At 66.1% G+C, this 25837-nt stretch carries 25 protein-coding genes; 14 read left to right on the top strand and 11 right to left on the bottom strand.

Translation table 11 applies throughout. From position 1 onward, the window contains the following. The first annotated feature begins 23 nt into the window (after window positions 1-23). The 4 genes from GGI48_RS04330 to GGI48_RS04345 all read left to right on the top strand — a co-directional run bounded on the left by GGI48_RS04330 (window position 24) and on the right by GGI48_RS04345 (window position 2302). Window positions 24-437, top strand: a complete 414-nt coding sequence (locus tag GGI48_RS04330) for an LIC_13387 family protein (RefSeq protein WP_179597196.1) — start codon at window positions 24-26, stop codon at window positions 435-437. Between the two features lie 60 nt (window positions 438-497). After that, on the top strand, window positions 498-974 hold the full coding sequence (locus tag GGI48_RS04335) for a hypothetical protein (protein WP_179597198.1): 477 nt from the start codon (window positions 498-500) through the stop codon (window positions 972-974). 62 nt (window positions 975-1036) lie between these two features. Further along, a complete protein-coding gene (locus GGI48_RS04340; RefSeq protein WP_179597200.1) occupies window positions 1037-1642 on the top strand; it encodes a hypothetical protein in 606 nt (201 codons plus the stop codon). Window positions 1643-1687: 45 nt separating this feature from the next. Further along, entirely contained in the window at window positions 1688-2302 is a 615-nt protein-coding gene (locus GGI48_RS04345; protein WP_179597202.1) for a hypothetical protein, read from the top strand. A gap of 62 nt (window positions 2303-2364) precedes the next feature. Here GGI48_RS04345 and GGI48_RS04350 read toward each other — a convergent pair whose 3' ends face one another. Further along, window positions 2365-2550, bottom strand: a complete 186-nt coding sequence (locus GGI48_RS04350) for a hypothetical protein (RefSeq protein WP_016967251.1) — start codon at window positions 2548-2550, stop codon at window positions 2365-2367. 226 nt (window positions 2551-2776) lie between these two features. Between GGI48_RS04350 and GGI48_RS04355 the strand changes: the two genes are divergently transcribed. The 9 genes from GGI48_RS04355 (at window position 2777) to GGI48_RS04395 (ending at window position 10905) form a co-directional block, all read left to right on the top strand. Continuing rightward, window positions 2777-3397, top strand: a complete 621-nt coding sequence (locus GGI48_RS04355; protein WP_179597204.1) for an HAD family hydrolase — start codon at window positions 2777-2779, stop codon at window positions 3395-3397. A gap of 1240 nt (window positions 3398-4637) precedes the next feature. Then, entirely contained in the window at window positions 4638-4826 is a 189-nt protein-coding gene (locus GGI48_RS04360) for a DUF1843 domain-containing protein (RefSeq protein WP_047305105.1), read from the top strand. 36 nt (window positions 4827-4862) lie between these two features. Then, window positions 4863-5498: a DUF1842 domain-containing protein gene (locus GGI48_RS04365; RefSeq protein ID WP_179597206.1), complete on the top strand. Its 636-nt coding sequence runs from the start codon at window positions 4863-4865 to the stop codon at window positions 5496-5498. A gap of 52 nt (window positions 5499-5550) precedes the next feature. Then, window positions 5551-6156 (top strand): DUF1842 domain-containing protein, encoded by a 606-nt coding sequence (locus GGI48_RS04370; RefSeq protein ID WP_016967604.1) that lies wholly within the window; start codon window positions 5551-5553, stop codon window positions 6154-6156. A 135-nt stretch (window positions 6157-6291) separates the two neighbouring features. Continuing rightward, complete coding sequence (locus GGI48_RS04375) at window positions 6292-7758, top strand: GDL motif peptide-associated radical SAM/SPASM maturase (protein WP_179597208.1); 1467 nt, start codon at window positions 6292-6294, stop codon at window positions 7756-7758. A 167-nt stretch (window positions 7759-7925) separates the two neighbouring features. Further along, the gene (locus GGI48_RS04380) at window positions 7926-8339 is read left to right on the top strand and encodes a VOC family protein (RefSeq protein ID WP_179597210.1); all 414 of its coding nucleotides are present in this window, start codon (window positions 7926-7928) and stop codon (window positions 8337-8339) included. Window positions 8340-8563: 224 nt separating this feature from the next. Beyond that, complete coding sequence (locus GGI48_RS04385; protein ID WP_047305110.1) at window positions 8564-9352, top strand: helix-turn-helix transcriptional regulator; 789 nt, start codon at window positions 8564-8566, stop codon at window positions 9350-9352. Between the two features lie 540 nt (window positions 9353-9892). Beyond that, window positions 9893-10693 carry a helix-turn-helix transcriptional regulator gene (locus GGI48_RS04390; protein WP_047305111.1) on the top strand — a complete coding sequence of 267 codons (801 nt, stop codon included), beginning with the start codon at window positions 9893-9895 and terminating at the stop codon, window positions 10691-10693. Window positions 10694-10737: 44 nt separating this feature from the next. After that, window positions 10738-10905 (top strand): hypothetical protein, encoded by a 168-nt coding sequence (locus GGI48_RS04395; RefSeq protein ID WP_179597212.1) that lies wholly within the window; start codon window positions 10738-10740, stop codon window positions 10903-10905. A 63-nt stretch (window positions 10906-10968) separates the two neighbouring features. Here the strand turns inward: GGI48_RS04395 and GGI48_RS04400 are convergent, their stop codons facing one another. The 10 genes from GGI48_RS04400 to GGI48_RS04445 form a co-directional block, all read right to left on the bottom strand. After that, window positions 10969-14076, bottom strand: coding sequence for an efflux RND transporter permease subunit (locus GGI48_RS04400; RefSeq protein WP_179597213.1), 3108 nt, complete (start codon window positions 14074-14076; stop codon window positions 10969-10971). Beyond that, the gene (locus GGI48_RS04405) at window positions 14073-15299 is read right to left on the bottom strand and encodes an efflux RND transporter periplasmic adaptor subunit (protein WP_179597215.1); all 1227 of its coding nucleotides are present in this window, start codon (window positions 15297-15299) and stop codon (window positions 14073-14075) included. Before GGI48_RS04405 ends, GGI48_RS04400 begins: the two co-directional genes overlap by 4 nt. Window positions 15300-15424: 125 nt before the next feature. Next, entirely contained in the window at window positions 15425-16036 is a 612-nt protein-coding gene (locus GGI48_RS04410) for a TetR/AcrR family transcriptional regulator (RefSeq protein WP_047305113.1), read from the bottom strand. A 484-nt stretch (window positions 16037-16520) separates the two neighbouring features. Then, window positions 16521-17411, bottom strand: a complete 891-nt coding sequence (gene aepX / locus GGI48_RS04415; protein ID WP_016963777.1) for a phosphoenolpyruvate mutase — start codon at window positions 17409-17411, stop codon at window positions 16521-16523. A 57-nt stretch (window positions 17412-17468) separates the two neighbouring features. Further along, on the bottom strand, window positions 17469-18854 hold the full coding sequence (gene fumC / locus GGI48_RS04420) for a class II fumarate hydratase (protein ID WP_103740600.1): 1386 nt from the start codon (window positions 18852-18854) through the stop codon (window positions 17469-17471). A gap of 87 nt (window positions 18855-18941) precedes the next feature. Next, on the bottom strand, window positions 18942-19772 hold the full coding sequence (locus tag GGI48_RS04425) for a hypothetical protein (RefSeq protein ID WP_179597217.1): 831 nt from the start codon (window positions 19770-19772) through the stop codon (window positions 18942-18944). A gap of 120 nt (window positions 19773-19892) precedes the next feature. Next, window positions 19893-21122, bottom strand: a complete 1230-nt coding sequence (locus tag GGI48_RS04430) for a pyridoxal phosphate-dependent aminotransferase (RefSeq protein ID WP_179597219.1) — start codon at window positions 21120-21122, stop codon at window positions 19893-19895. Window positions 21123-21381: 259 nt separating this feature from the next. After that, window positions 21382-22617: an MFS transporter gene (locus GGI48_RS04435; RefSeq protein WP_179597221.1), complete on the bottom strand. Its 1236-nt coding sequence runs from the start codon at window positions 22615-22617 to the stop codon at window positions 21382-21384. Between the two features lie 101 nt (window positions 22618-22718). Then, window positions 22719-23543: a hypothetical protein gene (locus GGI48_RS04440; RefSeq protein WP_042942058.1), complete on the bottom strand. Its 825-nt coding sequence runs from the start codon at window positions 23541-23543 to the stop codon at window positions 22719-22721. 33 nt (window positions 23544-23576) lie between these two features. Beyond that, on the bottom strand, window positions 23577-24767 hold the full coding sequence (locus GGI48_RS04445; protein WP_179597223.1) for an MFS transporter: 1191 nt from the start codon (window positions 24765-24767) through the stop codon (window positions 23577-23579). A 95-nt stretch (window positions 24768-24862) separates the two neighbouring features. Between GGI48_RS04445 and GGI48_RS04450 the strand changes: the two genes are divergently transcribed. Further along, window positions 24863-25780, top strand: a complete 918-nt coding sequence (locus GGI48_RS04450; RefSeq protein ID WP_047305119.1) for a LysR family transcriptional regulator — start codon at window positions 24863-24865, stop codon at window positions 25778-25780. Window positions 25781-25837 lie beyond the last annotated feature (57 nt).

Here is a 25837-nt window from a genome sequence, read left to right on the forward strand (position 1 = left end):
CGGACACCGCCCAAGGAAGAAACGTGTTGGCCCCCGCCCTGATCATCGCCAGCTCAGCCATCGTGCTGCTGCTCGGCACCCTGCACCTGACCTACACCTTCGCCAGCGACAAATTCCAGCCCCGTGACCCGGCCCTGGCCGAACGCATGCGCCAGGTGTCGCCGATGATCACCCGCCAGACCAGCCTGTGGCGCGCCTGGGTCGGCTTCAACGCCAGCCATAGCCTGGGGGCGATGCTGTTCGGCCTGGTCTATGGCTACCTGGCCTGGCTGCACCCGGCCCTGCTGCTGGAGGCCCCCGGCCTGCTGCTGATCGGCCTGGGGTTTCTCGCCAGCCTGTGGCTGCTGGCGATCCGTTACTGGTTTCGTATTCCCCTGGTGGGCATCAGCCTCGCCCTGGCGCTGTTCGCCGCAGGCACTACGCTGCTTTGCAGCTGACGGGTACCCGTTGCCCCAGCGCCCCAGCCCTGCCCGACCTGAATAAATTCCGGAGTTCACATGGAACGTCAAACCCCCAACGACGGTGCCGCCGCCCTGCGTCAACCCGGCAAACGCCCCTGGTACATCTATCTGATGGCGATCTGGGCCCTGATCGGCATCGGCGGCCCTCTGAGCCAGCTAACGCGAAGGGTGTTCGCCGATGAGCCGCTGCTGTTGCAAGTCAGTTCGATGCTGATCCTCGGCGGCGTACTGCTGCTGATCATCAACCTGATCAAGCTGAAACCGCAGTACATCGTGGCCTTTGGCGTGCTCTGCTGCCTGGAAGTGGGCCTGCAGCTGTTCGGCATCATCGACCGCCTGTACAGCGGCGACACCCTGGCCCATGCCGCGCTGCTGCTGATCTATCTGGTTCCGGCACTGGCCTTTGCCCTGCTGGCCCTGCGCCCGAAACTGCTGAGCCGGGCCAGTGAGTACCGCCACTCGGTCGACCTGCAGAACCGGATCGCCTTTGCGATGAAACGCAACCAACGCTGAACCTGCCGGCCCGGCGCCCCGTGGCGCCGGACCGGATACCCGCTGCCCAATCGAGTCCCTTCATGTCCCGTCTGTACACCCTCTGTTCCTGGCTCTACCTGCCGCTGTGCTGGATCGCCGTCGCCGCGCCCACGGCCAGCATGATCCGTTGCAACCTGCACCTGATCGTGCCCCGGGAGGTCGGCGGCACTCTGTTCGGCGGTTCCATGGGCTTTGTGATGTACCTGGGCGGCTGGGCCCTCAGCGTCCTGGGGCTGCTGCTGGCCCTGCTGACCCGGGTACCCGGCGCGCGCCTGGCCCTGATCGTCGCCGGGCTGGTGCAAGGGCTGCTGGGCCTGTGGTGGCGGATCAACTACCCGGATGATTTCGACGGCAACCTGATCTTCAGCATCCAGCCGCGGGAGCTGGACTATGTGATGGTCTTCGGCTTTGCCCTGGTCTGCGGCGGCGTCCACCTGTTGCGTCAGCAGCGGCTCCAGCCGCGTCCACCCGCCACTCGCAATGGGCTGTTGCTGCGCACCCTGTGGGCCCTGGTGCTGGCAACGACCTTCATCCTCCCGCCGCTGCTGGCCATCACCCGCAAGCCCCTGCCCTACTGTGCCTTCGACCGGGCCGGCAATCAGTTGAGCGTATGCCTGGGTCCTGGCACCCGGGTGATTGTCGACTGATCGCCCCCTGGCCTCTTTGTTTTCTCGACCTTGATGAGTGTGCCCATGTCTCGCCTGTTTACCCTGTGGTTGTGGCTGTACCGCCCCCTGTGCTGGATCGTCGTCGCCATCCCGCTGTCGGTGATGCTGCTGTGCGACGTGCAAATGATGCAACCGCGGGATGTCAGCGGCACGCTGTTCGGCGGCGCCATGGGTTTTCAGCTGTACCTGTTTGCCTGGGTGCTGTGCCTGATCGGCCTGGTCCTGGCCCTGCTGACCCGGATGCCCGGCGCGCGCATGGCGTGGCTGCTGGCCGGGCTGGTGCCGTTGCTGCTGGGGGTGTGGTGGCGGCTCACCTACCCGGATGATGAAGATGGCAGCCGTGCGTTCAGCCCCCAGGCCTGGGAGCTGGACTACATGATGGGTATCGCCTGCCTGTTCGTCGTCAGCGGCCTGTACCTGTACTGGCGTCGACGCCTGGCCCCACGGCCTGCCGCGCAAAGCGCCGATGTGCTGTTTCTGCGGACCTTCTGGGCGCTGATCCTGGCGGCCATCTTCATCCTCCCGCCGCTGAGCTTCATCAAACAGCAATCCCTGCCCCGCTGCGCGTTCAACAAGGCCGGGGAGCAATTGACCGTATGCCTGAGTGATGATCCGAACGAGCCAGTGATTGTCGACTGACCCGGCGCTTGCCCGACACTAAAAAGCCCCGAACCGTTCGGGGCTTTTTAGTGTCGAGGGGGCTATCGCTGCTTGGTGGCCGGTGACACCTTGCGCACCGGCAAGGCGGCGGCGAAAGCCATGGCCTCTTCCCGGGTGCCGAAAGTGGCGAGCCGGTCACCGGCCGTACAGACCTTCCAGGGGCCGTGGTTGACGCTCAATACCTGATAGCCGTTGAGCTGCAGCTTGTTCAGCAGCGGCGTACTCATGGACACCTCCCTTGTTCTCCGCGTGCCTGGGGCTTGGGGGATTTACCTTACACCCGCCAACCCGCGCGGCGACTGCCGCGTGTCGGCGCGCCGGGGTCACTGTTTCAGCTTGACCAGGGGTCGTAGGCCCGCGAACGCTGGCGCCAGTGGCCAGGGGCAAATTGCAATGCACTGCTTCGCGTCGCAGGATGGCGCCTGGCCCACAACCGCAGAAAAGGAAGTGTTCATGACGATTCGTGCCGTGGTTTTCGATTTTGGTGGCGTGCTGTTCGACTGGAGCCCGCACCACCTGTACCGCCAGCTGATCCCCGACGATGAACGTCGCCAGTGGTTCCTCGACAGCGTCTGCACCCAGGCCTGGAACACCCTGCAAGACGCCGGCCGGCCCCTGGCCGAAGCCACCCGCAGCCTGGTGGCCGAGCACCCGGAACATGCGCCGCTGATCGAGGCCTATTACGGGCGCTGGCCGGAAATGCTCAAGGGGCCACTGGAGGACGGCGTGGCCCTGCTGGAGGACCTGCACCGGGCGCAGGTGCCGCTGTTCGGGTTGACCAACTGGTCCCAGGAAACCTTTCCCTATGCCTGGGAGCACTACCCGTTTTTGCAGAGGTTTCGCGACATCGTGGTGTCGGGGCAGGAGCGGCAGATCAAGCCGGATGCCGAGATCTATCACACGGCCCTGGGGCGCATTCGTGTGCATGTGCCGGGGGTGGCGCCTGAGGAGTTGGTGTTCATTGATGACCATGCACCGAATATCGTCGCGGCCAGGGCGTTGGGGTGGCGGGCGATTCATCATGTGGCCGGTGGGGAAACGCGGCGGCAGTTGAGGGAGTTGGGGGTGGTTTGAGGTTTTTTTGGGGGGGTGGAGTGTGCGTATCCGTTGTTGCGGTGGGATGTGTACATATCCGTTGCTGCGGTCACGGCCGCTGGCGGTTTCGCTCTTACAGCGACTCACTTTTGAAGAGCGCAAAAGTGAGCAAAACGCTTCTGCCCCTCCACTCGGTGCCTCGCCTAGGCTCGGCATGCCCTCACTCCGGCATTGATCCGTGGGCCGCCGCAATGGGCCATCCCTGGCCCAGTGCGGCTAACCCGGCGTCCTGCCGGGTTACCCACGGCTCAATGCCTGCGTTCGGCCATCGTGTCTAAAGGGGCAGGAAGATCAAAAGCAAAGGCAAAGGCAAAGGCAAAGGCAAAGGCAAAGGCAAAGGCAAAGGCAAAATCTGACGGCGGCCTTGCGGCCGACCTGAAGATGGCGCGGTGTGTACCGCCCCCATGTAGGAGCTGGCTTGCCAGCGAAAGCGCCAGCTCAGGCGCTGCATGTCTCACGGGCCCCTTCGCCGGCAAGCCGGCTCCTACAGATAGCGCGTAAAACGCGCTTGGCTTTTGCTCTTGATCTTCAGGCCCCTTCCCAGCAGGCCGAGCGCAGGCGTTGCGTAGGGGGCAGCTCGGCATGGATGCCGAGCTAGCCGCCACCCGGCCATGGATGGCCGGTTGGCGGCGGGCCCCCGGAGCAATGCCGGAGCTCGGGCACCCCGAGCCCCAGCGAGGGGCCGTATGGAGGGGCAAGCCCTTTTGGTTACTTTTACGGCGTTTGGTAAAAGTGACTCGCCGTAAGGGCGAAACCCTAAGTGGCCGTGACCGCAGCAACGGATATGTACTCCATCCCACTCGCCGTAAGAGCGCCCCCCTAAGCCACCGCACCCACAGCAACGGATATGTACCCCATCCCACTCGCCGCAAGATCGACCCCCAAAGCAACCGCACCCGCCGCAACGGATATGTACCCCGCCCCACTCACCGCAAGATCGACCCCCCAAGCCACCGTGACCGCAGCAACGGACATGTCCCCCACCCACCGCTGCAAAAGCGAAACCACCAGCCCCCCTCTATCGCCATCCGCAATCACCTCCCCCCTGCATATCGCCCTTTGGAATTTCCACAAAATCAACCCCTTACCCCCGTGAATCCACCTGTCGGAAACCCACAAAATCAATGTGCCATTACCCCGCCAATTCCCCCCGCGCTGCTTAACTGCAAAAGCTGCCAAGTACCGCAGCCCCCCCTAACCCCCACGGAAGGCACACACCATGAGCCCCACCTCGCAACACACGGTTGTCCCCTACGGCGTCGCGATCCAGTCGGCCATCGCCGAAGGCCAGCTCCCCCAGATGAAAGCCCTGCTGGCCAAGCGCGATCCGAAGGGCGGCGAGCCCAAGGATCTGAAAAACGCCTACGAACAGCTGGCCAAGGAAGTCGCCCGGCTGGAGCAGCACTGATCGCTGTTTCCCCGTCATTGAATGGAGGCAAAGCATATGTCCGGTTCCAATTCCCACGCCGAAGGTCTGTTCCCCCTGAGCTATCGCATCGGCACCGATAAGCCCGGGGCGCCCAGTCTGATTCTCAACCTGCTGGTCTACACCCCCGACCACAGTGTGCGCGGCGGTTCGACCATCACCCAGGCGGTCAACTCGCCCCTGGACCTGCACAGCGATGTCTGGGGTCAGTACACCTACCTCACGGTCATGCACCCCAGCACCAGCAAGATCCTCATCACCGCCCAGGGCAATCAGGGCGGCCCCGGCTCCAACGCCATCATCACCTTCAAGCTGCACCTGGTGGTCGGCGACAACTGGAAGGAAGGCATCGCCAACTACCAGTACTTCAACGGCCATGACTGGGTTTCGGTCAATCAGGTGCCGGCCCATCTGCAGGAGACGGTGCAGTCCAGCACCCTGTCGACACCAGAGCACCAGGGCCATTACAGCGCCGTGAACAGCACCAGCGCCGCGCTGTACGGCGGGCCGATCCACGGCGCCATCGCCAGCGGCGATCTGGCCCAGATGAAGAGCCTGCATCGGGTGGCCACCCAGCAACTGGAGCAGCTGCCGCTGATCCGCACCGCGCTGGACGCAGCCAAGGCCGAGATCAAGAAGCAGGAACGCCGCTGATCAAGGCCCTCCATCGAACCTGATGCCTTCTATCCAGATAAGGAGTTGCAGCATGACAATCGGACTGTTCCATACCCGCATCATCGTCGCCAATCCCGTGATCGGAGCGCCGGTGCTGACCCTCGACCTGCTGGTCAACACCCCGCAGAAAAGGGTCAGCGGCGTGGCCCGGATCACCCAGAGCACCTCGCCACCGTTGCAGTTCCGCGCGGACGTGTGGGGCGACTACTCCCAGGTCAAGCTCGATCCGTCCAGCGAGGGCCACATCATCCTCAGCCTGGCCGGCAACCCCAGCGGCCCGACCAGCCAGATCGCCGAGACGTTTCATCTGCAGGGCATTCTCGGCCTCGACTGGGCCAGCGGCTTCGCCAGCTACAAGTACCAGTACCAGGGTCATTGGCATGTGGTGCAACACGCCGCCGTGAGCCAGGCACCGGTGGAGCAGAAGCCCGGCGAACGCGCAGTCCAGGCCGGCCAGCCGTCTATGCATCCCCACCCGCTGTACGCGGTGGCGCTGCAGGAGGCCCAGACCAGCGGCGACCTGGCGCGGCTCAAGGCGCTGGTGGCCCAGGGCGAGCAGCAACTGGCCAACAGTGAAAACCTGAGCCAGGCGGTGCAGCAGTTGCAGGCGGAAATCAGCCGCCTGGAGCGCCGCTGAGTCCAGGCCAGCGGGGCCGGCCGTCAGCGGGCGGCCCCGACTTGGGCCAAACCGATCGCGCCATCACCGCCCACGGAAGGCGCGCCTGTTTCGATGGGTTGCTGCCGCGCACCGCTGGGTGCGCAAGGATCTTTCATGTCAGACCGTCTCCCCGCCCGCTACCTCAGCGAAAACGACCTCAAGCGCTATGTGCCGGTGCACGTGGTCTGGGAAATCACCCTCGCCTGCGACCTCAAGTGCCTGCACTGCGGCTCCCGCGCCGGGCATCGGCGTCCCGGTGAACTGAGCACCGAGGAGTGCCTGGCGGTGATCGATTCACTGGCCGCGCTGGGCACCCGGGAAATCACCCTGATCGGTGGCGAAGCCTATTTGCGCAAGGACTGGACGCGACTGATCCAGGCCATCCACGACCACGGCATGTACGTGGCGATCCAGACCGGCGGACGCAACCTGACCCCGGCCAAGATGCAGGCCGCGGTGGACGCCGGGCTCGATGGCGTCGGCGTGTCCCTGGACGGCCTGGCGCCGCTGCACGACGCGGTGCGCAATGTGCCGGGCTCGTTCGACAAGGCCCTGGACACCCTGCGCCGGGCCAGGCAGGCCGGGCTCAAGATCAGCGTCAACACGCAGATCGGCGCCGCCACCCTGCCCGACCTGCCGGCCCTGATGGACCTGATCATCGACGCCGGCGCCAAGCACTGGCAGATCCAGCTGACGGTGGCCATGGGCAACGCCGTGGATCACCCGGAACTGCTGATGCAGCCCTATCAATTGCTGGAGGTCATGCCGCTGCTGGCGCGCCTGTACCGCGAAGGCAACGAGCGCGGCCTGCTGATGAACATCGGCAACAACATCGGCTACTACGGCCCCTACGAACACATGTGGCGCGGCTTCGGCGACGACCGGGTGCACTGGACCGGCTGCGCCGCCGGGCAGACGGTGCTGGCCCTGGAGGCCGACGGCACGGTCAAGGGCTGCCCGTCCCTGGCCACCGTCGGGTTCTCCGGCGGCAACGTGCGCAACATGAGCCTGCACGACATCTGGCACTACAGCGAAGGCATTCATTTTGGCCGCCTGCGCTCGGTGGACGACCTGTGGGGCTATTGCCGCAGCTGCTACTACAACGACGTCTGCCGCGGCGGCTGCACCTGGACCTCGCACTCGCTGCTGGGCAAGCCGGGCAACAACCCCTATTGCCACTACCGGGCCCTGGACCTGCAGAAAAAAGGCCTGCGCGAGCGCATCGTCAAGCTTGAGGATGCGGGCCCGGCGTCCTTCTCCGTGGGCCGCTTCGACCTGATCACCGAGCGCATCGACACCGGCGAAGCCGTGGCCAGCGTCAGCGACAGCGGCCAGGTGATCAAGCTGGCCTGGGTCAACCAGGGCCAGGCCTCCCCCGCCGAAGGCCGCATCCCGCCGCGCCTGGCCCTGTGTCGCAATTGCCTGGAGTACATCCACGCCGTCGAGACCACCTGCCCGCACTGCCACGCCGATGTCGCCGCCGCCGAAGCCCGGCACCAGGAGGACCGGCTGCGCCAGCAGGCCCTGATCAACACCCTGCACCAGTTGCTGGGCCTGCCGCCGGAGCAGCCGCGCCTGTAATCGCCGCCAGTCCCGCCGCCGCGCCCGCTCCAGGCGCGGCGACGGTTATAGCGGCCCGGGCAAGCATGGAAAAACCATCTATAAAAAACCTCCGGACCAGGCGGATAAGGGCTTTGCTAAGGAAGTTCGTCCACAAGCCCGCGCGCCCCCTGCGACTGGAGCACAACATGAGAATAAATCCCTACCTGGTGTTCAACGGCGACTGCAAGGCCGCCTTCACCTTCTATGCGAAATGCCTGAACGGCACCCTGGAAATGATGATGACCTTCGGCGAAAGCCCGGCTCGCGAGCACATCAGTGCCGACTGTCACGAACGCATCATGCACACCCGCCTGAGCGTCGGCGATCAGGTGCTGATGGGCTCGGACACCACGCCGGAGCTGCCCTATCTGGGCATCCACGGCTGCTCGATCTCGCTGAATATCGACACCGCCGCCGAAGCCGAACGGGTGTTCGCCGCCTTGGCCGAGGAAGGCAAGGTGCAGATGCCGCTGGAAGCCACCTTCTGGGCCGAGCGCTTCGGCATGCTGGTAGACCGTTTTGGCGTGCCATGGATGGTCAACTGCGAGAAGCGCCAATAGCCCGGCCCACTGCGTCCCACTCCTCGGGTGCCGTGCCCTGCGGCACCCACCGCCGCGCCAGCTGTGAAAGATTTTGCGCACTTCATCAAACAGCCATCAGCACCCTGTACTAGGATACGAGGCGACCCTTCGTCGCTCAGCGTAAACAGGAGCTAAATCAACCGCCATCCAAACTCGTTGCTATAAGGCAGCCCTTCCACACCTCCTCATTCATGGATGAAATGATGAACTCACAAATACTGTTTCCACACATTGGCAAGGTCATCGCCAGCACCGGAAGCCGCAGTTTTCCGCGCATGCTGCACGACCTGATACTCACCCAACTGGCTGTAGACGCCACCCATATCACCCAACTGCGGGCCGACCCGCAGGCGGGCGCCGGCAGACCCGGCAAGCCCCTGATGCAGACCCGCCATCCGCTGTGCGGCGACGTTCATGCCAGTAACGATCCGCTGCTGTGCGCCGCTTTTCCCGAGCAGCCCGAGCAGCCGGTCCAGGGCCAACTGCTGCATCGCCAACGCGGCAACCTGAATCCGGCGCAACTGCACCTGACCGGCCGCAAGGACTCGTACCACTACGTGCTCTCGGTGTACCGCAGCAGCCAGGCCCAGAGCTTCTCCCCCCAGGAGCGGCTGTTGCTGGAGGACATCTCGCCGCTGCTGCTGCCCATGGTGGAAAAGCACATCAGCGCCCTGCAGCCACACGGCGACAGTGCCGAGCAGAACGGTGCCGCCATCGAGGGCCTGACGACCCTGCGCCTGCGTTTTGCCGAGCGCCTGGAGCAGTCCGGGCTGCACCTGTCCAACCGCGAGCTGGAGGTCTGTGTCGGGCTGCTGGCCGGGCGTACCGCGCCGCAGCTGGCCGAGCAGCTCAAGCTCAAGGTCAATACCGTGGAGAGCTACCTCAAGCGCGCCGCCATCAAGCTCGGGATCAGTGGCCGCCACTCGCTGCTGCGCTGGATGTACTCGCCCCAGGAAGACGCGCCGGGCAGCAACGATGGTGCACCGGCCTGATCCGACACCGGTCCTGACCCGCTGACCCGACCCCGCTGGCCCCAGCGCCGGCGGGGTTGTCCGGGCGCGGATCAGTCCCGGGCCAACGCTTCGATCGGCTCCAGGCGCGCGGCATCAGCCCGGGCCGGAACGGCCGCTTGAGCACCGCATCGCCACCGATGGTATACAGCGGCGAGTCGCCCTGGCACAGCCTTGCGGATCGGCTGATTCAGCTGTAGGAAATTGGCTATCCGTCGACGACGCTCATGGCCTGGCGCGGGTCTTCGCACCCTTGCCCCGGACGAGCCACCCGGGCCCGCGCGAACCCGCCGAAAACCCCACCGGCTGGCGCCAAAGGGTTGTTACAGAGGCTTGGCGCAATGCCTGGACAAGGCTCTGGCATGGCTTGCCTGTCCCCGTTTCCCCTTACAGACGCCGGGCAAAGCCATAGGCTTAAATTCAGTTCCGAAGAGCGGTTCAGGCTCATCGGGAATCTGCCACGCACAGCGTGGCAAGCGCGCTTAGATCAGCGATTTGTCTCGATCAAGGATGATTAAGGATATGAGTCTGACCAGCAGTATTGCGAACATGGAAATGCCGCACTTCTACTTCGAACTGGGACAATTGATTTCCCACACCGGCCACCCACAGTTCGCCAGCGAGATGCTGCAACTGGTGGACAAGCGGGTGCCGGCGGGCCAGTTGGTGCTCAGTGAATGGACCCTGGACGAGCACCAGGCCAGTTCCCTGTCCATTACCCTCTTGGGGCGCGCCGGGCTGCAGAAGGATCTGCCGCTGCCGGAGCCGCCGCGACGTCATGACCCGCTGCTGCACAAGATGCTGGAAATGGACGACTCGCTGCTGATTCAAATGAATGCCCAGGCCCGCAGTGGCCACTCCCGCACCACCGCGCATCAATGCCATCTGGTCTCGCGCAAAGCCAATCGCCGCTGTGTCATCGGCCTCTACCGCGACGCCGAGCAGGGCGGCTTTTCCCTCTCCGAGCTGTCGTTCCTCAAGAGCCTGTCGCAAACCCTGCTGCCGCTGCTGGAGCGCCACGCTCAACTGCACCGGCAACAGGCCCTGAAGAACCTGTCCAGCTGGAGTCCCAGGCCCGTCACTGCGGCGCAGCAGAACCCGTTGCAACGGGAGTTCGACGAGCGTCTGTCGCTGGGCGACATCAGCCTCTCGGCCCGGGAAAAAGAGGTGTGCCTGGGGCTGCTCACTGGCGGCACCGTGCCGGAAATGGCTCAGCGCCTGAGCGTCAAGAACAGCTCCGTGGAAACCTATCTCAAGCGCGCCGCCGCCAAGCTCGGGGTTAGCGGTCGTCACGGATTGGCCAAGTGGATGGTCGGCGCCTGAAGTCGCCCCGTCCGCATCAGGATCTGCTGTCACGAAGCTGATCAATGCGTAGCTCCCCACGGACCCTGGCGGCGGACCAACAGAGCATGCGCAATGGCAGCGCCGGCAAGGTGTCGGCGCTGGACGTGACCCAGGTCCGCACCAGCGTCGACAGCGCCCGTGCCAGCCTGGCCCACTACCAGCGCCAGGTGCCCAGGCCCCGAACAACCTGACCTGCTGGTGGGCGCTTCGCTGCCCACCGGGTTGCCGTCGGGCCGATTGCCGCAGAGCGCGCCTCATGGCTTTTGTGGCTGCGCTTGCGCGCGGTCCTGCGCGGTGACCGAGGTCAGGCGCGCCAGGCGCGGCGCCAGCCATTGCCTGAGGTCGTCCATGCAGCTGAAGACCACCGGCACCAGCACCAGGCTCAGCAGGGTCGAGGTGATCAACCCGCCGATCACCGCCACCGCCATCGGCGCGCGGAACCCGGCGTCGGCGCCACTGCTGAGCAACGCCGGGACCATGCCCGCGACCATGGCGATGGTGGTCATGATGATCGGCCGGGCCCGCTCGGCCCCCGACTGGATCAGGGCCTGGTGCCGGGGCATGCCGAGGCGACGCTTCTCTAGGGTGAACTCCACCATCAGGATCGAGTTCTTGGTGACGATGCCCATCAGCATCAACAGGCCGATGACCACCGGCATGTCGATGGCCGCGCCATACAGCAACAGGCCGCCAATCGCCCCGCCGACGGACAACGGCAGCGCGGTGAGGATGGTCAAGGGTTGCAGGAAGTCGCGGAACAGCAGCACCAGCACGGCGAACACCATCATGATGCCCAGCCCCATGGCCACGCCGAACTTGTCGAACATTTCATTCATGTATTCGGCATCGCCGTACTCGACGCTGCGCACGCCGTCCGGCAGCTGCTGCAGCGCCGGCAACTGGCCGATGGCTTCCAGGGCCGCGCCCAGGGTGATCCCGGCCAGATCGGCATCCACCGACACCCGACGCAAGCGTGAGAAGCGCTCGATCCGCGCCGGCCCGCTGCCATAGCCGATATCGGCCACGGCGCTGAGGGGCAGCACCGTGCCCCGGTCGGTGCTGACGCCGAGGTTGCCCAGGGCATTCAGGTCGCCCTGCTCGATGGCCGGCAACAGTACGCGGATCGGCACCTGGCGATCAGGGAAATTGAAACGCGCCGAACTGGCGTTGATTTCGCCCACGGTGGCGATCCGCGCCACGCTGCCGATGGCCTGGGCACTGACCCCGGCCCGGGCCGCTTCGTCCAGCCGCGGCTGGATCAGCAGTTCCGGACGCGGCAGCGGTTCGTTGACCTGGACGTTGGCGATGCCCGGCAGCGCCCGCATGTCGCGTTGCACGGCATGGGCGGCGCGGCTCAGTGCCGGCCCGTCGGGCCCCACCAGGATGATCGAGATGTCCCGCGCCGCGGTTTCGCCACGAAAGGCGTAGCGCAGGTCGGCGAAACCGTTGAGCAGCGGCCGCAAGGACTGCTCGAAGGCCTTCTGGCTGAGCTCGCGCTGGTCCGCCGGGAGCAAGCGCACCAGCAGTTGACCGGTGGCCACGTCCGTGGCCCCGGAGGCATCCTCGCCGCCGGCGGTGACGAACACCGAGCGCACCTCGGGCCGCTGGCGAATCTGCCGGGCCATGTCGGCCAGCACCTTGCCGGTCCGCGCCAAGGGCGTGCCGGGCGGCAGGGCGACGTCGATGCGCGACAAGCTGAGGTCATTCACCGGCATGAATCCGGACGGCAAGAGCGGCACCAGGGCGAACGAGCCGACCAGGAACAGCCCGGCCAGGCCCAGGCTCTGGCGCCGGTGCCGCAGCGCCCACTCCAGCAGCTTCAGGTAGCCTCCCAGCAGGCCACCGGGGGCCACCGGCGATTGCCCGTGGCCAGCGCCCGCGGCCTTGGGCTTGAGCAGGTAGGCGGCCATCAGCGGCGTGACCAGGCGCGCCACCAGCAGCGACGCCAGCACCGCCGCCGAAACGGTGATGCCGAACGGGGTGAAGTACTGGCCGATAAAGCCACCGATGAAACTCACCGGCAGGAACACCGCGACCAGGGTCGCGGTGATCGCCACCACGGCAAAGCCGATGGCGTCGCTGGCATCGATGGCCGCCTGATAGGGGCGCTTGCCCTGGTCCAGATGCCGTTCGATGTTCTCGATCTCGACGATGGCATCGTCCACCAGGATGCCGATCACCAGGGTCAGGGCCAGCAGGGTGATGCTGTTCAGCGAATAGCCGAACCCGGCCATGACGGCGAAGGTCGGCAGGATCGACAGCGGCAGGGCGATGGCCGCCACCAGGGTCGCGCGCCAGCTTCTGAGGAACACCAGGACCACCAGGACGGTCAGCAGCGCGCCTTCGACCAGGGTCATGATCGCCGCGTCGTAACTGGCCAGGGTGTAGTCCACCGAGGACCAGACCTGACGGATCTCCAGGTCCGGGTACTGTTGCTGCAGGCGCTGGATAACCGCTTCGACGCCGGCCGCCACCCGGGTGTCGCTGGAGCCCTTGGCGCGAAACACCGCGAACCCCACCACTTCCTCGCCGTCCAGGCGCGCCTGGGAACGGGCCTGGCTGGCGCCGTCATGCACCCGGGCCAGGTCCCCCAGGCGCGCCCAGCGCCCCTCGCCCAGGGCAATCGGGGTCTGGCTCAGGGCCTGCACCGTCAGCGCGCTGCCCAGGGTGCGGATCGACTGTTCGTTGTGACCCAGCCGGGTGCGCCCGCCGGGCACGTTGATATTGCTCTGCACCAGTTGGCCGTTGACCTGCTCGGCGGTGATGCCCAGGGCTTGCAGGCGCTCGGCCATGAGTTCGACCTTGACCTCGCGCTCGACCCCGCCCAGGCGCTGCACCTTCTGTACCCCGGGCACCACCAGCAGTTCGCGGCTGAGCTGGTCGTCGACGAACCAGGAGAGCTCCACCAGGCTTCGCGCGCTGCCCTTCACCGCGTAGTTGAGGATCGCCCCGCCCTCGACGTCAATGCGGGTGATCATCGGTTCCTCGATGGTCTGCGGCAGGTCGGCGCGGATCAGTGCGATGGCGTCGCGGATGTCGTTGGCGGCGCGCCCGGGATCGACACCGAGCTGGAACTCCACGGTGGTCACCGAGATCCCGTCGGCCACCGTGGAGGTGATATGACGGATGCCAGCCAGGCCGGACACCGCGCGTTCGACCCGCAGGGTCACCGAGTGTTCAAGCTCGGTGGGCGCCGCGCCGACCTGGGACACCAGCACGGTGATCACCGGGAACTCGACCCGCGGGTTGGCGTTGATCGGCAGTTGCAGGAAGGACAGCCAGCCGCCCACGCTGAGCACCAGGAACAGCACCAGGGTCGGAATCGGCCGGCGGATCGCCCAGGAGGAAAGGCGCAGGCTCATGGTTCCAGCTCCTCGTCGTCGGCCGGCCGGACCTGGTCGCCGTCACGCACGAAGGCCGAGGCCCGGGCCACCACCCGCTCGCCCTCCACCAGCCCGGACAGAACCTGCACCTGGATGCCGTCACGCCGGCCAACGCGGATCTGCCGCAGACTGGCCCTGCCCTCCTGGTCCAGCACCACCACCGAGGCCTGTTCGTCACTGGTAAAGGTCAGGGCGCGCTGCGGCAGCACCAGGCTCTGGTTAGGCCGTTCAGGGCCCTGGGCCGGCAGTTCCAGGCTGCTGGTGGCAAAGCTGCCGGCGCGCAGCTCGGGCTCGGCGGCCAGGGTGATGCGCACCCGACCGCGACGGCTTGTGGGGTCGACTTTCGCCGCCAGCAGGCGCACCTGGCCTTCCACCGGGGTGGACAGCCCCGTCACCTGGACCGCCACCCGGGTGCCGACCTGCAAGGCGCGCAAGGCGCTTTCGGTGACCTCGCCATCCAGCTCCAGGCGGTTGTCGCGGATCAGCCGGAACAACGGCTCGGAGCCGCTGAGGGCGCCGACCCGGGCATGCCGTTCGGACACCACGCCGGCCACCGGGGCGCGCAGCGTGGCTTTCTGGCGTTGCGCCCGGGCGTCCGCCAGTTGCGCCCGGGCCTGGGCCTGCTCGGCCCGGGCCGCCGCCAGGGCGGCCTGGGTGGCGCGGGCCTGGGCCCGTTGCTGATCGACTTGCTGAGCGCTGGCGGCACCGATGCCGCCCAGTTGTTCCAGGCGCTGATGGCTGCTCCGGGCCTCGACGCTCAACGCCTGCTGCTGGCGAATCAACGCCGTCGCCCGCTCCAGCGCGGCCTCGGCCTGGTGCACCTGGGCATCCAGGGTGGTGGTTTCCAGCTCGGCGAGGACCTGCCCGGCGCTGACCCGGTCGCCCTCCTCCACCAGGATCGAAGCCAGGCGCTGATCCTGCAGGGCGGTGCCGACGGCAATCTCTTCCTGGGGCACTAGGGTGCCGCTGATGAAGATGCGCTGCCCGACGCTGCCGGTACGGACCTGCACGCTGCTGACTTTCAGTGCCGGGGGCTGTTCCTGGCTGCGGCTGGCCGGCAACTGGGTCTGCGGCAACCACAGGGCCAGCAGCGTGCCCACCAGGGTCAGCAGCGCCACCAGCAACAGCCTGGGGGTGTGTTTGGCCAGGCGCCGCAAGCGCCGGTTGCGACATGGTTCGGGAGATGGATCGATCGGCTGCATGTGTCGGGTACTCAAGGATTCATTTGCGCCCGGAACACGGGCACGCTGCCCCGTGACCTGAAACCGGCCCGAGACGCCATTAAGCAAGCTGGGCAACGGCCGTCAGGGCCGCTGCAAGGTGGCTGTCAGCCGGGTTCGGGCTGCTGGGGACGCAGGAAGCGGCGAATGATCAAACGCAGCAGCGGCTGGTGGGCCCGGGCCTGGAAATCCGCGTCCATCACCACCCGGGCGATGGCGCCTTCGGTCAGCGCCAGCAGCCACACCGCGGCCATGTCCGGGTCCAGCTGCGGGTCGATCTGGCCGGCGGCCATGCCACGCCGGAGCAAGGCCGCCAGATCGGCCTTGACCCGCGCTTCGTTGGCGGCGAACAACGCCCCCATCTGCGGATTGCGGCTGGCCTCGGCCGCCACCTCGATACTGATCCGCGCGTGCAACGGATCGCTGCAGGCCTGCATCATCGCCAGGGCGATGTGCTCGACCGCGTCCAGGGCGTCCTCGGCGGCGCCCCACTGGGCGAACAGGCGCGCCATGGCCTGGCAGTCTTCCTCGGCGATCGCCGCGATGATCGCCGCCTTGCTCGGAAAGTAATGGAACAGGTTGCCCGGGCTCATGCCGGCGGCCGCGCAGATCTGCGCGGTCCGGGTGCCGTGGAAGCCGTACTGGGCGAAGCAGGTCAGCGCCGCGCCGAGGATCTGCTGGCGCCGCGCGTGCATCTTGCTGGGGTCTACCGTTCTCATTGCCCACCCTGGCGCCACAGGCCTTGCCGGCGCGATTCATCGACTGACTGATCGATCTAGTATTGAGCCGCAGTCCGGTCACTGTGCGAAGCCGTCAAAGCGCCCCGGTGCCGGTACATGCCGCGATCACAGGCTAGCGCGAGGGTTTTCCAAGAGCTGTAAATCTGTGTGAAAAATAGTGCAGGAATGCATAAGGGAAGGTACGGGGGGGGAAGCGTGGCGGATGCCGGAGGGGATAGGAGCCAACCCGGCCAGCCAGTGGCAGTAGGCAGTACAACGAGGCCGGGCGGGCGGGTGCCGCGATGTTGCAGCCCGCCCTGACCAGGCACCGCCATGTTGCGGTTCACTGTGATACCTGGCCGGGCGAACGGGGGCCATTCTAGGCATCGGTCCGAGCGGCGTATGTAAGAAAATTCTTATTCCTCAACAGCCTGAATCCTCTACCCCACCAAGACAAAACAGGCCATTTCCAAGAACGCCGTGGTTAACGGGTGCCCGGCACCAGATCGAGAATCTCGTCGATGCCCAGGCAACGGGGTTCCACCTCCAGGGTCCGGCCGTGTTCGAGGATGCCCACCGCCACGTCGCGCATGGCCATGTAGGCACTGCGCAACATGTGGTTGGCGTAGATCACCGCGTTGAAGCCGGCCCCTTCCAGCTCGTCGAAACTCAGGTGGGCATAGCTGGTGGGTACGCAGATCAGCGGCACCCGCGGGCAATGGCGGCGGAACAGCTTGGCGAACTCGAGGATCTCCAGGCCGTCCTTTTTCCGGCTGTGGATCATGATCCCGTCGGCGCCGGCCGCCACATAGGCCAGGCAGCGCTCGATGGCGTCGTCCATGCCCTTGTCGAGGATCAGGCTTTCACAGCGGGCGATGATCAGCAGGTCCTCGTGGCTGCGACTGCTGCAGCCAACGCGAATCTTGTCGCAGAACTCCTCGATGGAGTCCTGAAGCTGGTTCACGGCGTTGCCGAACAGCGAGTTTTTCTTCAGCCCGCACTTGTCTTCGATGACCACCGCCGACACCCCGGCCCGATCGAGCATCTTCACGTGGATCGCGAAATGCTCGGCCTTGCCGCCGGTGTCGCCGTCGAAAATCATCGGCAGCGAACAGACATCGAAGATCTCGCGAATGCCGTGCAAGCGGTTGCTCGGCGAGAGGATCTCGATGTCCGGCAGGCCCTTGTGGGTCGAGTCGGTAAGCGAGCTGGACCAGATGGCGTCGTAGCTCAGGCTGGGCCCGGCCCCGCGCTCCAGTCGGGACTGTTGGGCCAGCAGCGCCGAGATCGGGCTGTGGGCTTCAAGCACCCGCAGACAGCGCTTGCGGCGCAGCAACTGGCTGAGGTTGGTTCGGCGAATATCAGCGTCCTGCATGGGATTCACACGCCTCTTGTGGTTGGAGAACTGCGGGGTCGCGGCGGCCGGGCCGCCTCAGGGGTGGGTCATGTCGAGGGCCACCACGTAACGGTCGAAATCCGCGGCCGAGACGTAGCCCAGCTGTTGCGCCACTTCCCGCAGGGACTTGCCCTGATGGTGGGCGGTCTTGGCGATGATGGCCGCCTTGTCGTAGCCGATGTGCCGGTTGAGCGCGGTCACCAGCATCAGGTTCTTCTCGATGTTGGCCTCGATCCGCGCCCGGTTCGGCTCGATGCCCAGCGCGCAGTGGTCGTTGAAGGCGCGGCAGGATTCGGCCAGCAAGGTGATGCTTTCCAGCACGTTGTGCACCATCACCGGCTTGTAGACGTTGAGCTGGAAGTTGCCCTGGCTGCCGGCGAAGGCCACGCAGGCGTCGTTGCCGAAGACCTGGGTGCAGACCATGGTCAGGGCCTCGCACTGGGTCGGGTTGACCTTGCCCGGCATGATCGAGGAGCCCGGCTCGTTCTCGGGGATGTCGATCTCGCCGATGCCGCAGCGCGGGCCGCTGGCCAGCCAGCGCACGTCGTTGGCGATCTTCATCAGGGCCATGGCCAGGGTGCGGATCGCCGCCGAGGTGTTGACCAGCGCGTCATGGGCCGAGAGCGCGAAGAACTTGTTGCTGCAGGACTTGAACGGGTAGCCGGTGAGCTCGGCGATGACCTTGGCGCACTCGTCGCCGAACTGCGGATGGGAGTTGAGCCCGGTGCCCACCGCCGTGCCGCCGATGGCCAGGTCGTAGAGGCCGCTCATGTTCTGTTGGATGGCCATCAGCGCGTAGTCGATCTGCTCGACCCAGCCGCCGATCTCCTGGCCGAGGGTGATCGGCGTGGCGTCCTGCAGGTGGGTGCGACCGACCTTGACCACGTCGCGAAACTGCTCGGCCTTGTCGGCCAGGGTGTCGCGCAGCAGCGACACGCCCGGCAGCAGGGTTTCGTGGATCTCGCTGACCACCACCATGTACATGGCCGTGGGAAAGGTGTCGTTGGACGACTGCCCACGGTTGACGTGGTCATTGGGGTGGATGGGTTTCTTGCTGCCCAGCTCGCCGCCGAGCATCTCGATCGCCCGGTTGGCGATCACTTCGTTGGCGTTCATGTTGGACTGGGTGCCGGAGCCGGTCTGGAACACCACCAGCGGGAAGTGCTCGTCCAGTTGCCCGCTGATGACTTCGTCCGCGGCCTTGACGATCGGCAGGGCGATGGCTTCCGGCAGTTCGCCGAGCTTGAGGTTGGCCAGGGCCGCGGCCTTCTTCAGCAGGCCCAGGGAGCGGATCATCGGCGCGCCCCACTGGAAGCGCGAACGGCCGATGGGGAAGTTGTGGATGGAACGCTCGGTCTGAGCGCCCCAATAGCGGTTGGACGGTACGGCGATGGTCCCCATCGAGTCGGATTCATGACGCATGTTCAAGGTGCTCCAGTGGTGGGCGCAAAGCGCAATCAGGTCGGGGTTGCCGGGCAGGCGCCCTGCCCGGCGTGGTGCACGGGCGTCCTACTCCTTGAGGACGGAGGCCATTTTTTCCAGGTGCGCGCAGGCCCGCACCACGTACTCGTCGGACAGCGCGGCGATGCGCCGGTAGTCGATCTGCTGGCCGGTGGCCTGGGTATAGAGGCGCAGGGCCTCGGTGGCGTGGCGGAAATGCCGGGCCTCGACGGCGCCGCAGTGCACGCTGAGGAAGCCGGCGATGCGGTTGGCCTCCCCCGCCGGATACCCGCAGGACTCGCGCAGCCAGTGCTTCCACAGCGGGGTCATGAGGTTGTATTCGCCGGTGTTGAACAGCTCGGTCAGGGCCATCATCTCCAGGGCTTCCACCAGGTTCGGCGCCAGCGGGCGCTTCGCCCCGACCCAGGTGGAGAACTCCTTGGTGATGGGGTTCAGGTACTTGTCCTGCAGGCGCCAGTTGTCCGAGCCGCAGATGGCCGAGGCCATGCGGTGATAGAGCTTGGAATGGTGGGGATGGCCGTGCATTTCACCCAAGCCGACGTCTTCGACGATGATCTCGCCGCAATGCCGGGCGGCCGCCAGCAGCTTGAGCTGGTTGTCCTCGCCGGGCAGGTCCGCGGACTCCTGCAGCAGCCGCACGATGATGCTGGACACTGCATGGGCCGCGCCGTCGGGGCTGCGCCAGCCGCAGAAAAAGGTGCACAGCGAATCTTCGGACCAGCGACGGGAGGTCATGCGCTGGTAGGTCAGGCAGTAACCGTCCAGCAGGCCGGGGTGGTTTTCAAAACCGCTGAGCAGGGCCTCCTGCAGATTCCGATCCTCGACATCCACCAGTGCCTGATGCACATAGCCGATGAACGCCTCGCGGGAACTCTCCATGTTTCTCTCCTGTATTGACTCTTGGGTTCACGGACAACAAGCCAGGCGTCGCCGCCCCGGGCCTCTGGACGGGCTCGGAAACCAGGACAACGCAGCGGCAGATGCGGGTGACGGCAGCGCTCAATCCATGACGATCGCCGACATGAACTGGGCGAAGCGGCTCAGGCCTTCGATCAGTTCCTGGTACTCGACGGCGTAGGAAATGCGGATGCAGTGGGGGTCGCCACAACCGGACCCGGGGACCACGGCAATGTGCGCCTCGGTCAGCAGCAGGTCGGCGAGGTGGTCGACGTCGCGGATCGGCTGGCCGCGGTAGTAGCCGCCCAGGCGCGAAGCGATGTCGATGTACAGGTAGAACGCCCCTTCCGGCGGCGCATAGCGGATGCCTTCCAGGCGATCCAGGTAGGTGCGCGCGGCGTGCAGTTGCCGCTGCAGGAACGGATTGACCTGGGCGGCGAACTGCGCCGAGTCGGCGTTCAGGGTATTGAGCGCGGCGTACTGCGACAGGCTGCTGGGGTTGGAGGTGGTGTGGCCCTGCAGGTTGTGCATGGCCGCGATCACCGGCGCCGGGGCACAGGCGTAGCCGATCCGCCAGCCGGTCACCGCCTGGCTCTTGGAGAAGGAATCGATCAGCACGGTCTGGGCCTTGAGCGCCGGGAACAGCGCCAGGATGTTGTGGTGCTGGTGGGGTTCGCGCACCAGGCCGCGATAGCACTCGTCGAACATCACCCACAGCCCGCGCTCGAAGGCCAGCTGGGCGATCGCCAGCAGTTGCTGCCGTTGGTAGACGGTGCCGGTTGGGTTGTTCGGGGTGTTGATGACGATCATCCGCGTGCGTTCGCTCAGCGCACCCTGCACCGCTTCCAGGGTCAGCCGGTAGTCGTCGTCGCGGGTCGGCACCAGTACCGGGGTGGCGCCCGCCAGACGGATCTGGGTGGGAAAGGTTTCCCAGTAGGGGCTCGGCACTATTACCTCGTCGCCGGGGTTGAGCAGCACCATGCAGGCGTTGTACAGGGCCTGCTTGGCCCCGGCGGTCACCGCCACTTCATTGGCGGCAAAGTTCACGCCGGTGCGCTGGCTGACCCGCTGGGCGAGCTTCTCCCGCAGGGCCGGCAGGCCAATCGGCGGGGTGTAGCGGTTGCGCGCGCTTTCAATGGCTTCGATGGCCCCGGCGCGCATGTCCTGGCAGGCATCGAAGGACAGTTCACCGGCGGCGAAATTGATCACCTTGACCCCGCTTTCCTTCAGGGCGTTGGCTTTGCTACGCATGCTGGACGTGCCCGGCGCACTGAGGCCCAGGGCACGGTTGGACAACGACAATCGGCTTGCAGTGGCTTCGCTGTTATTCATGTTGTTACCTGCGAAAACGATCTGGAAGCAAGGCGCCCCGGAGTCGGGAAAACACCCTGCGCAGCCCACCTGGCCAAGGCCCCCAGCCAGGTCTTCTTACATTCTGATGACAGTCGCAAACACCGGCCAATACCGTTTGCGTCGTGATTGATACTGGAAAAGTAAGAACTATCTGAAGGTGCCGCTGGCCGCGCGCAGAATGCATCAGGCCCGGGCAGAACAGCCCCGGGCCTGATGGTTTCTGGCTCGACAGCGGTCTTCAGGCGCAGTCGGAGACGGACCTCGCGTCGGCGTCCATGCCCCGCTGCACGTACCAGGACAGGGGCAGGGTCAGCAGCAGCGTGGCGGACAGGGCCATCACCGCCAGGGGAATCCCGGTGACGTCACCCAGGCTGCCGAACAGCACCGGAGCCAGGGCCCCGCCGCCGATGGTGCCGGTGTAGAACAGCGAGAACGCCTGCTCGCGCTTGCCGGCACCGGCCAGGTCCGGCACCGCGCCATACAGCACCGAGGACGTGCCGTTCAGGGCCAGGCCCAGCAGCGGCAGCATCACCATCAAGCCGGCATAGGGCAGGAACACCGCCAGCACGATCAGGCTGGCGGTGGTGAACTCGGTGATCCACACGGTTTTCATCATGCCGATGCGCGCGCCGAGGTAGCCGCACAACAGCTTGCCAAAGGCGCCACCGACGAACAGCAGGGTCAGGGCCAGGCCGATACCGGCGGTGCCGGCGCCCTTGGCCTTGAGCAGGAACGGCAGGAAGGTCAGAAAGCCCATGCGCACCGCGCTGTCCAGGGTGCCGGTGAGGATCAGCGCGCGCATCCCGCTGGCCGAGCCCTGGCCCTTGGCCGTCTTCGGCGCTTTCTCGCTGATGGCCGTGGTGATCGCCCGGGAGGGAATCAGCCACCACAGCAGCAGCGCGGCGGCCAGTCCCAGAAGGCCGATCAGGGTGACGCTGGCGCGCCAGCTGATCAGCGTCAGCAACAGGCCCACCAGGCCCGGGACCAGGGTCTTGCCGATATCCCCGGCGAAGTTGTACTGGGACAGGGCCTCCTTGACCCCGCCGCCGGCTTCATGGGTATCGGTGATCAGGGAGGACGCCAGCGGGTGCTGGGTACTGGCCCCCAGGCCGCCGAGCAGCAGGGCCAGGAGCAAAACGCCCAAGCCGCCGGCCTGCCCCGCCAGCAGGTAGGCCAGCCCGGCCAGGGCGGTGCCGCCCACCAGCAGGCGCTCGCGTCCCCAGCGCCGGGCGGCGCGACTGGCCAGCAGTTGGAAGCCGGCCATCATTCCGGAATAGACCCCGCGCAGCAGGCCGATCTGGGCGTAGCTCATGGCGAACTGCGCCTGCCAGATCGGCAGCAGCACGTAGATCACGTCCGTCAGGCCGTCATGCACCGCATGGGCGCTGCAACCGGCGAACAGGGAGCGACGACGCACGCTGGCATCGCTCATCGGCGCGGCCTCCAGGGAGGCGCTGTGTTTCAGATCATTCATCGTCGGCCAGGCTGCGAGGGGGGAAAGGAAGCGGATCAGTCACAGGATAGGCAAGCCGGTGCCGGCCACAAGCCCCGCTTGCGGGGCCGGGCCGGCGACCCTCAGCGCAGTGCTTGGGCGCAGTCGCGCATCACCCGCGCCTTGCGCTGCAGGTATTCGGCGAAGATGTCCCGCGCGGCCTGCGGGTCGACCTGCACCTGCATGGCCTCGACGAACTCGTTGACCGCCGCCACGGCATGGGCGAAGTGGTTGCTCTCGGTGCCGCCGGTGTGCACGGTGACCCAGGCCACGGTGGTCCGGGCCTTTTCCGCCGGCACGCCCATGTCGCGGACGAACCACTGCTTGTACAGCGGGTGGATGTACTCCACTTCACCGTGGGTGTAGACCTCGTGGACCAGGGTGGTCAGCAGGCCTTGCAGCAGGTCACGGTCGCGCAGGCGGCGAAAGTCGGTCCAGTCCTTGAACGCCTGCGCCGAAGGCAGGCAGTTTTCCTTGAGCAGCCACTGATCGTCACCGCAGATCGGCGTGGCCATGTTGTAGAACAGGTCCGAGTGCAAGGTGTTGCCCAGGGCGCCCAGGTCTTCGTCGGTGATCCGCTGCAGGCTGCCGCAGGCCCGATAGAGGCCCTCGGCGGCGGCCGAGCCCTGCTCGGAACGGGCCAGCAAGGTGATGCGGTTGGCCAGGCCGGAGACGCTGGTGGCGGAGTTGTTGGTCTTCGACCAGCTGGCGAAGAACTTGCGCAACACCGCAGGCGCGTGGCGGCGCGAGGTGAGCTTCTCGAAGGCATTCTCGATGTCCACCAGAGCGTTTTCCTCGCTCCAGAAGGCTTCGAACAGCGCATGCTTCAAGACACTGGCCGGCATGTCGTTCAACACAGGTTCGACGATCTTCAGCAACTGGCTCTGCCGGGTCAGTACGTTATTCATGGTCACCTCACGTATTCCTTGTTGGATGATGAATCAAGCGGGTTGCGGCCGACTGGCGGCCGGCGTTTCGGGTTTGAGGGGCTTCCAGCCGCCCCAGGCGATCAACAGCGACAGCAGCTGGAAGACCACGATCAACGCCACGCAGCCCTGCCAGCCCCAGTGACTCCAGAGCAAGGCCGGGATCACGGCGCCGAAACTGCCTCCCAGGTAATAGAACGTCAGGTACAGCCCCACCGCGCCGGCCTTGTTGTGGCGAGCGGTGGCGGTGGTAAAGGAGTTGGCCGCGGCCTGGGCCAGGAACACCCCGGTGGAGCTCAGGGCCAGGCCCAGCACGATCAGCCATAGCGAGGGCAACAGGGTCAGGACCGAACCGCTGACCCCGAGCAGGGCCGCGGCGATCAGCAGCTCGGCCTGGGGCCGGGACTTGCTCAGGCGGCCGGCGATGGGGATCACCACCAGCGCCAGGAGGAATACGCTGTAGATCGCCCCCAGGGCTGCGGCGCCCAGGTCGAACGGCGGCAGGCTGAGGTACAGCCCGGCGTAGGTGAAGGTGGCCACTTGCGAGAACAGTACGCAAAAGCCCACGCCGTAAGCCGCCAGCAGCGGCCGGCTGCACAGTTCGCGCAGGGCGCCCAGGCGGCTCGGCCGGCTTCTGGCCACCGGCGGCGGATTGGCCGGCAGCAGCAAGTGAATGGCCAAGCCGATCAGCAGGCTCAGGCCCGCCAACAGGGCGAAGGCCTCGCGCCAGCCGACGTATTCGGTCATGAAGCCGGTGACAAAACGTCCGGCGAACCCGCCCAGCACGGTGCCGGCCACATACAGGCTGGTGACTTCGGTGACGGTGCCGCCACTCCAGCGATCACCGATGTAGGCCACGCTGGTGGCGAACACCACCGGAATCAGCATGCCTTCGATGAAGCGCCAGACCAGCAACTGGGCAAAGCTGCCGGCACAGGCCGCGAGCAACGCCGGCAGCGCCAGCAACAGGGACGCCAGGACAATCACCGAGCGCTGCTGGAAGCGACCGGTGAAACGACTGACGAAGGGCGCGGTGATGGCCACCGCCAGGGTGGTCACGGTGATGCTCCAGCCAGCGTCCCTGATGCTCACGGCAAAACTCTGGGAGAACTCCTGGAGAATGCCCTGGGTTGCATACAGGTTGAGAAAAGCCGCACAGCCACACAAAAACAGGGCAATGCGAGCACAATGCTGGCGCGCGTTCATGAAACCTCTCGTTTTCTGACGAAAGGCCTTTATAAAATACGCCGCCGATCCAAGACCAATACCGATTTACGACCGATCAATACCCAGGGAACCGGATGCTCGATCTACGCAGATTGCGTTACTTTTTGACCGTCGCCGAAGAGCTGCACTTTGGCCGCGCCGCCTTGCGCCTGCACCTTGCGCAGCCCCCGCTGACGCGGCAGATTTCGGCACTGGAAGCCGAGCTCGGGTTTCGCCTGTTCGATCGCACCAGCCGCACCGTCAGCCTTACCGCCCAGGGCCGGCACTTCCTGCCTTATGCCCGGGCGGTGCTGGAGCAGGTGGACCTGACCCAGGTCATGGCCGGCAAGCTGGCCAAGGGTTGCGCCGGACAGCTGGCCCTGGGCTACGCCAGCTCCATCGCCCTGTCGGACCTGTTCAGCCAGGCGATCCAGGCCTTCGCCCAGCGTTTCCCGGACGTGCAACTGACCCTAGTCGAAGGCGCGTCGGTCAGCCAGTGGTCGCAGATTGTCGACGGGCGGATCGATATCGGCATGGGCCGGATGCGGCCGCCCTGCGAACAGAGCGAAATCCAGGCCCTGTCCCTGGGAGACGAACCCCTGGTGGCGGCCATCTCCAGCGACAGCCCCCTGGCCGCCCAGGATCAGGTGACCCTGGCCGAGCTCAGCGAGCATCCGTTGATTCTGTTTCCCGCCGACTACGGCTCGGGGCTCAACGAAGCGATCGAACAACTCTACCGGCGCAACAGCCTGCCCCTGCGCCCCGGCCCCAGTGGTCGGCAGATCACCTCGATCATCGCCCTGGTGGCGGCCGGCCAGGGCATTGCCCTGGTGCCGCGCTGCACCCAGACCCTGGCGAAAAAGGGCGTGACCTACCGCCCGCTGACGGACCCCGGCGCCACCGCGCAACTGCTGGTACTGACCCGCAGGCAGGGGCGCAGCCAACTGGTGGAAGCCTTTATGGGGGTGCTCGATGAACTGCTGCAGGCGCAGCCGGAGACGGCCGCACGCTAGTCCGGACGCGCCGAGCCCCGGGCGCCTCTTCAGCCTCTCGGCCGAATGACTGGTGCT

The sequence above is a fragment of the Pseudomonas protegens genome (assembly GCF_013407925.2).
Taxonomy (GTDB): Bacteria; Pseudomonadota; Gammaproteobacteria; order Pseudomonadales; family Pseudomonadaceae; genus Aquipseudomonas; species Aquipseudomonas fluorescens_AP.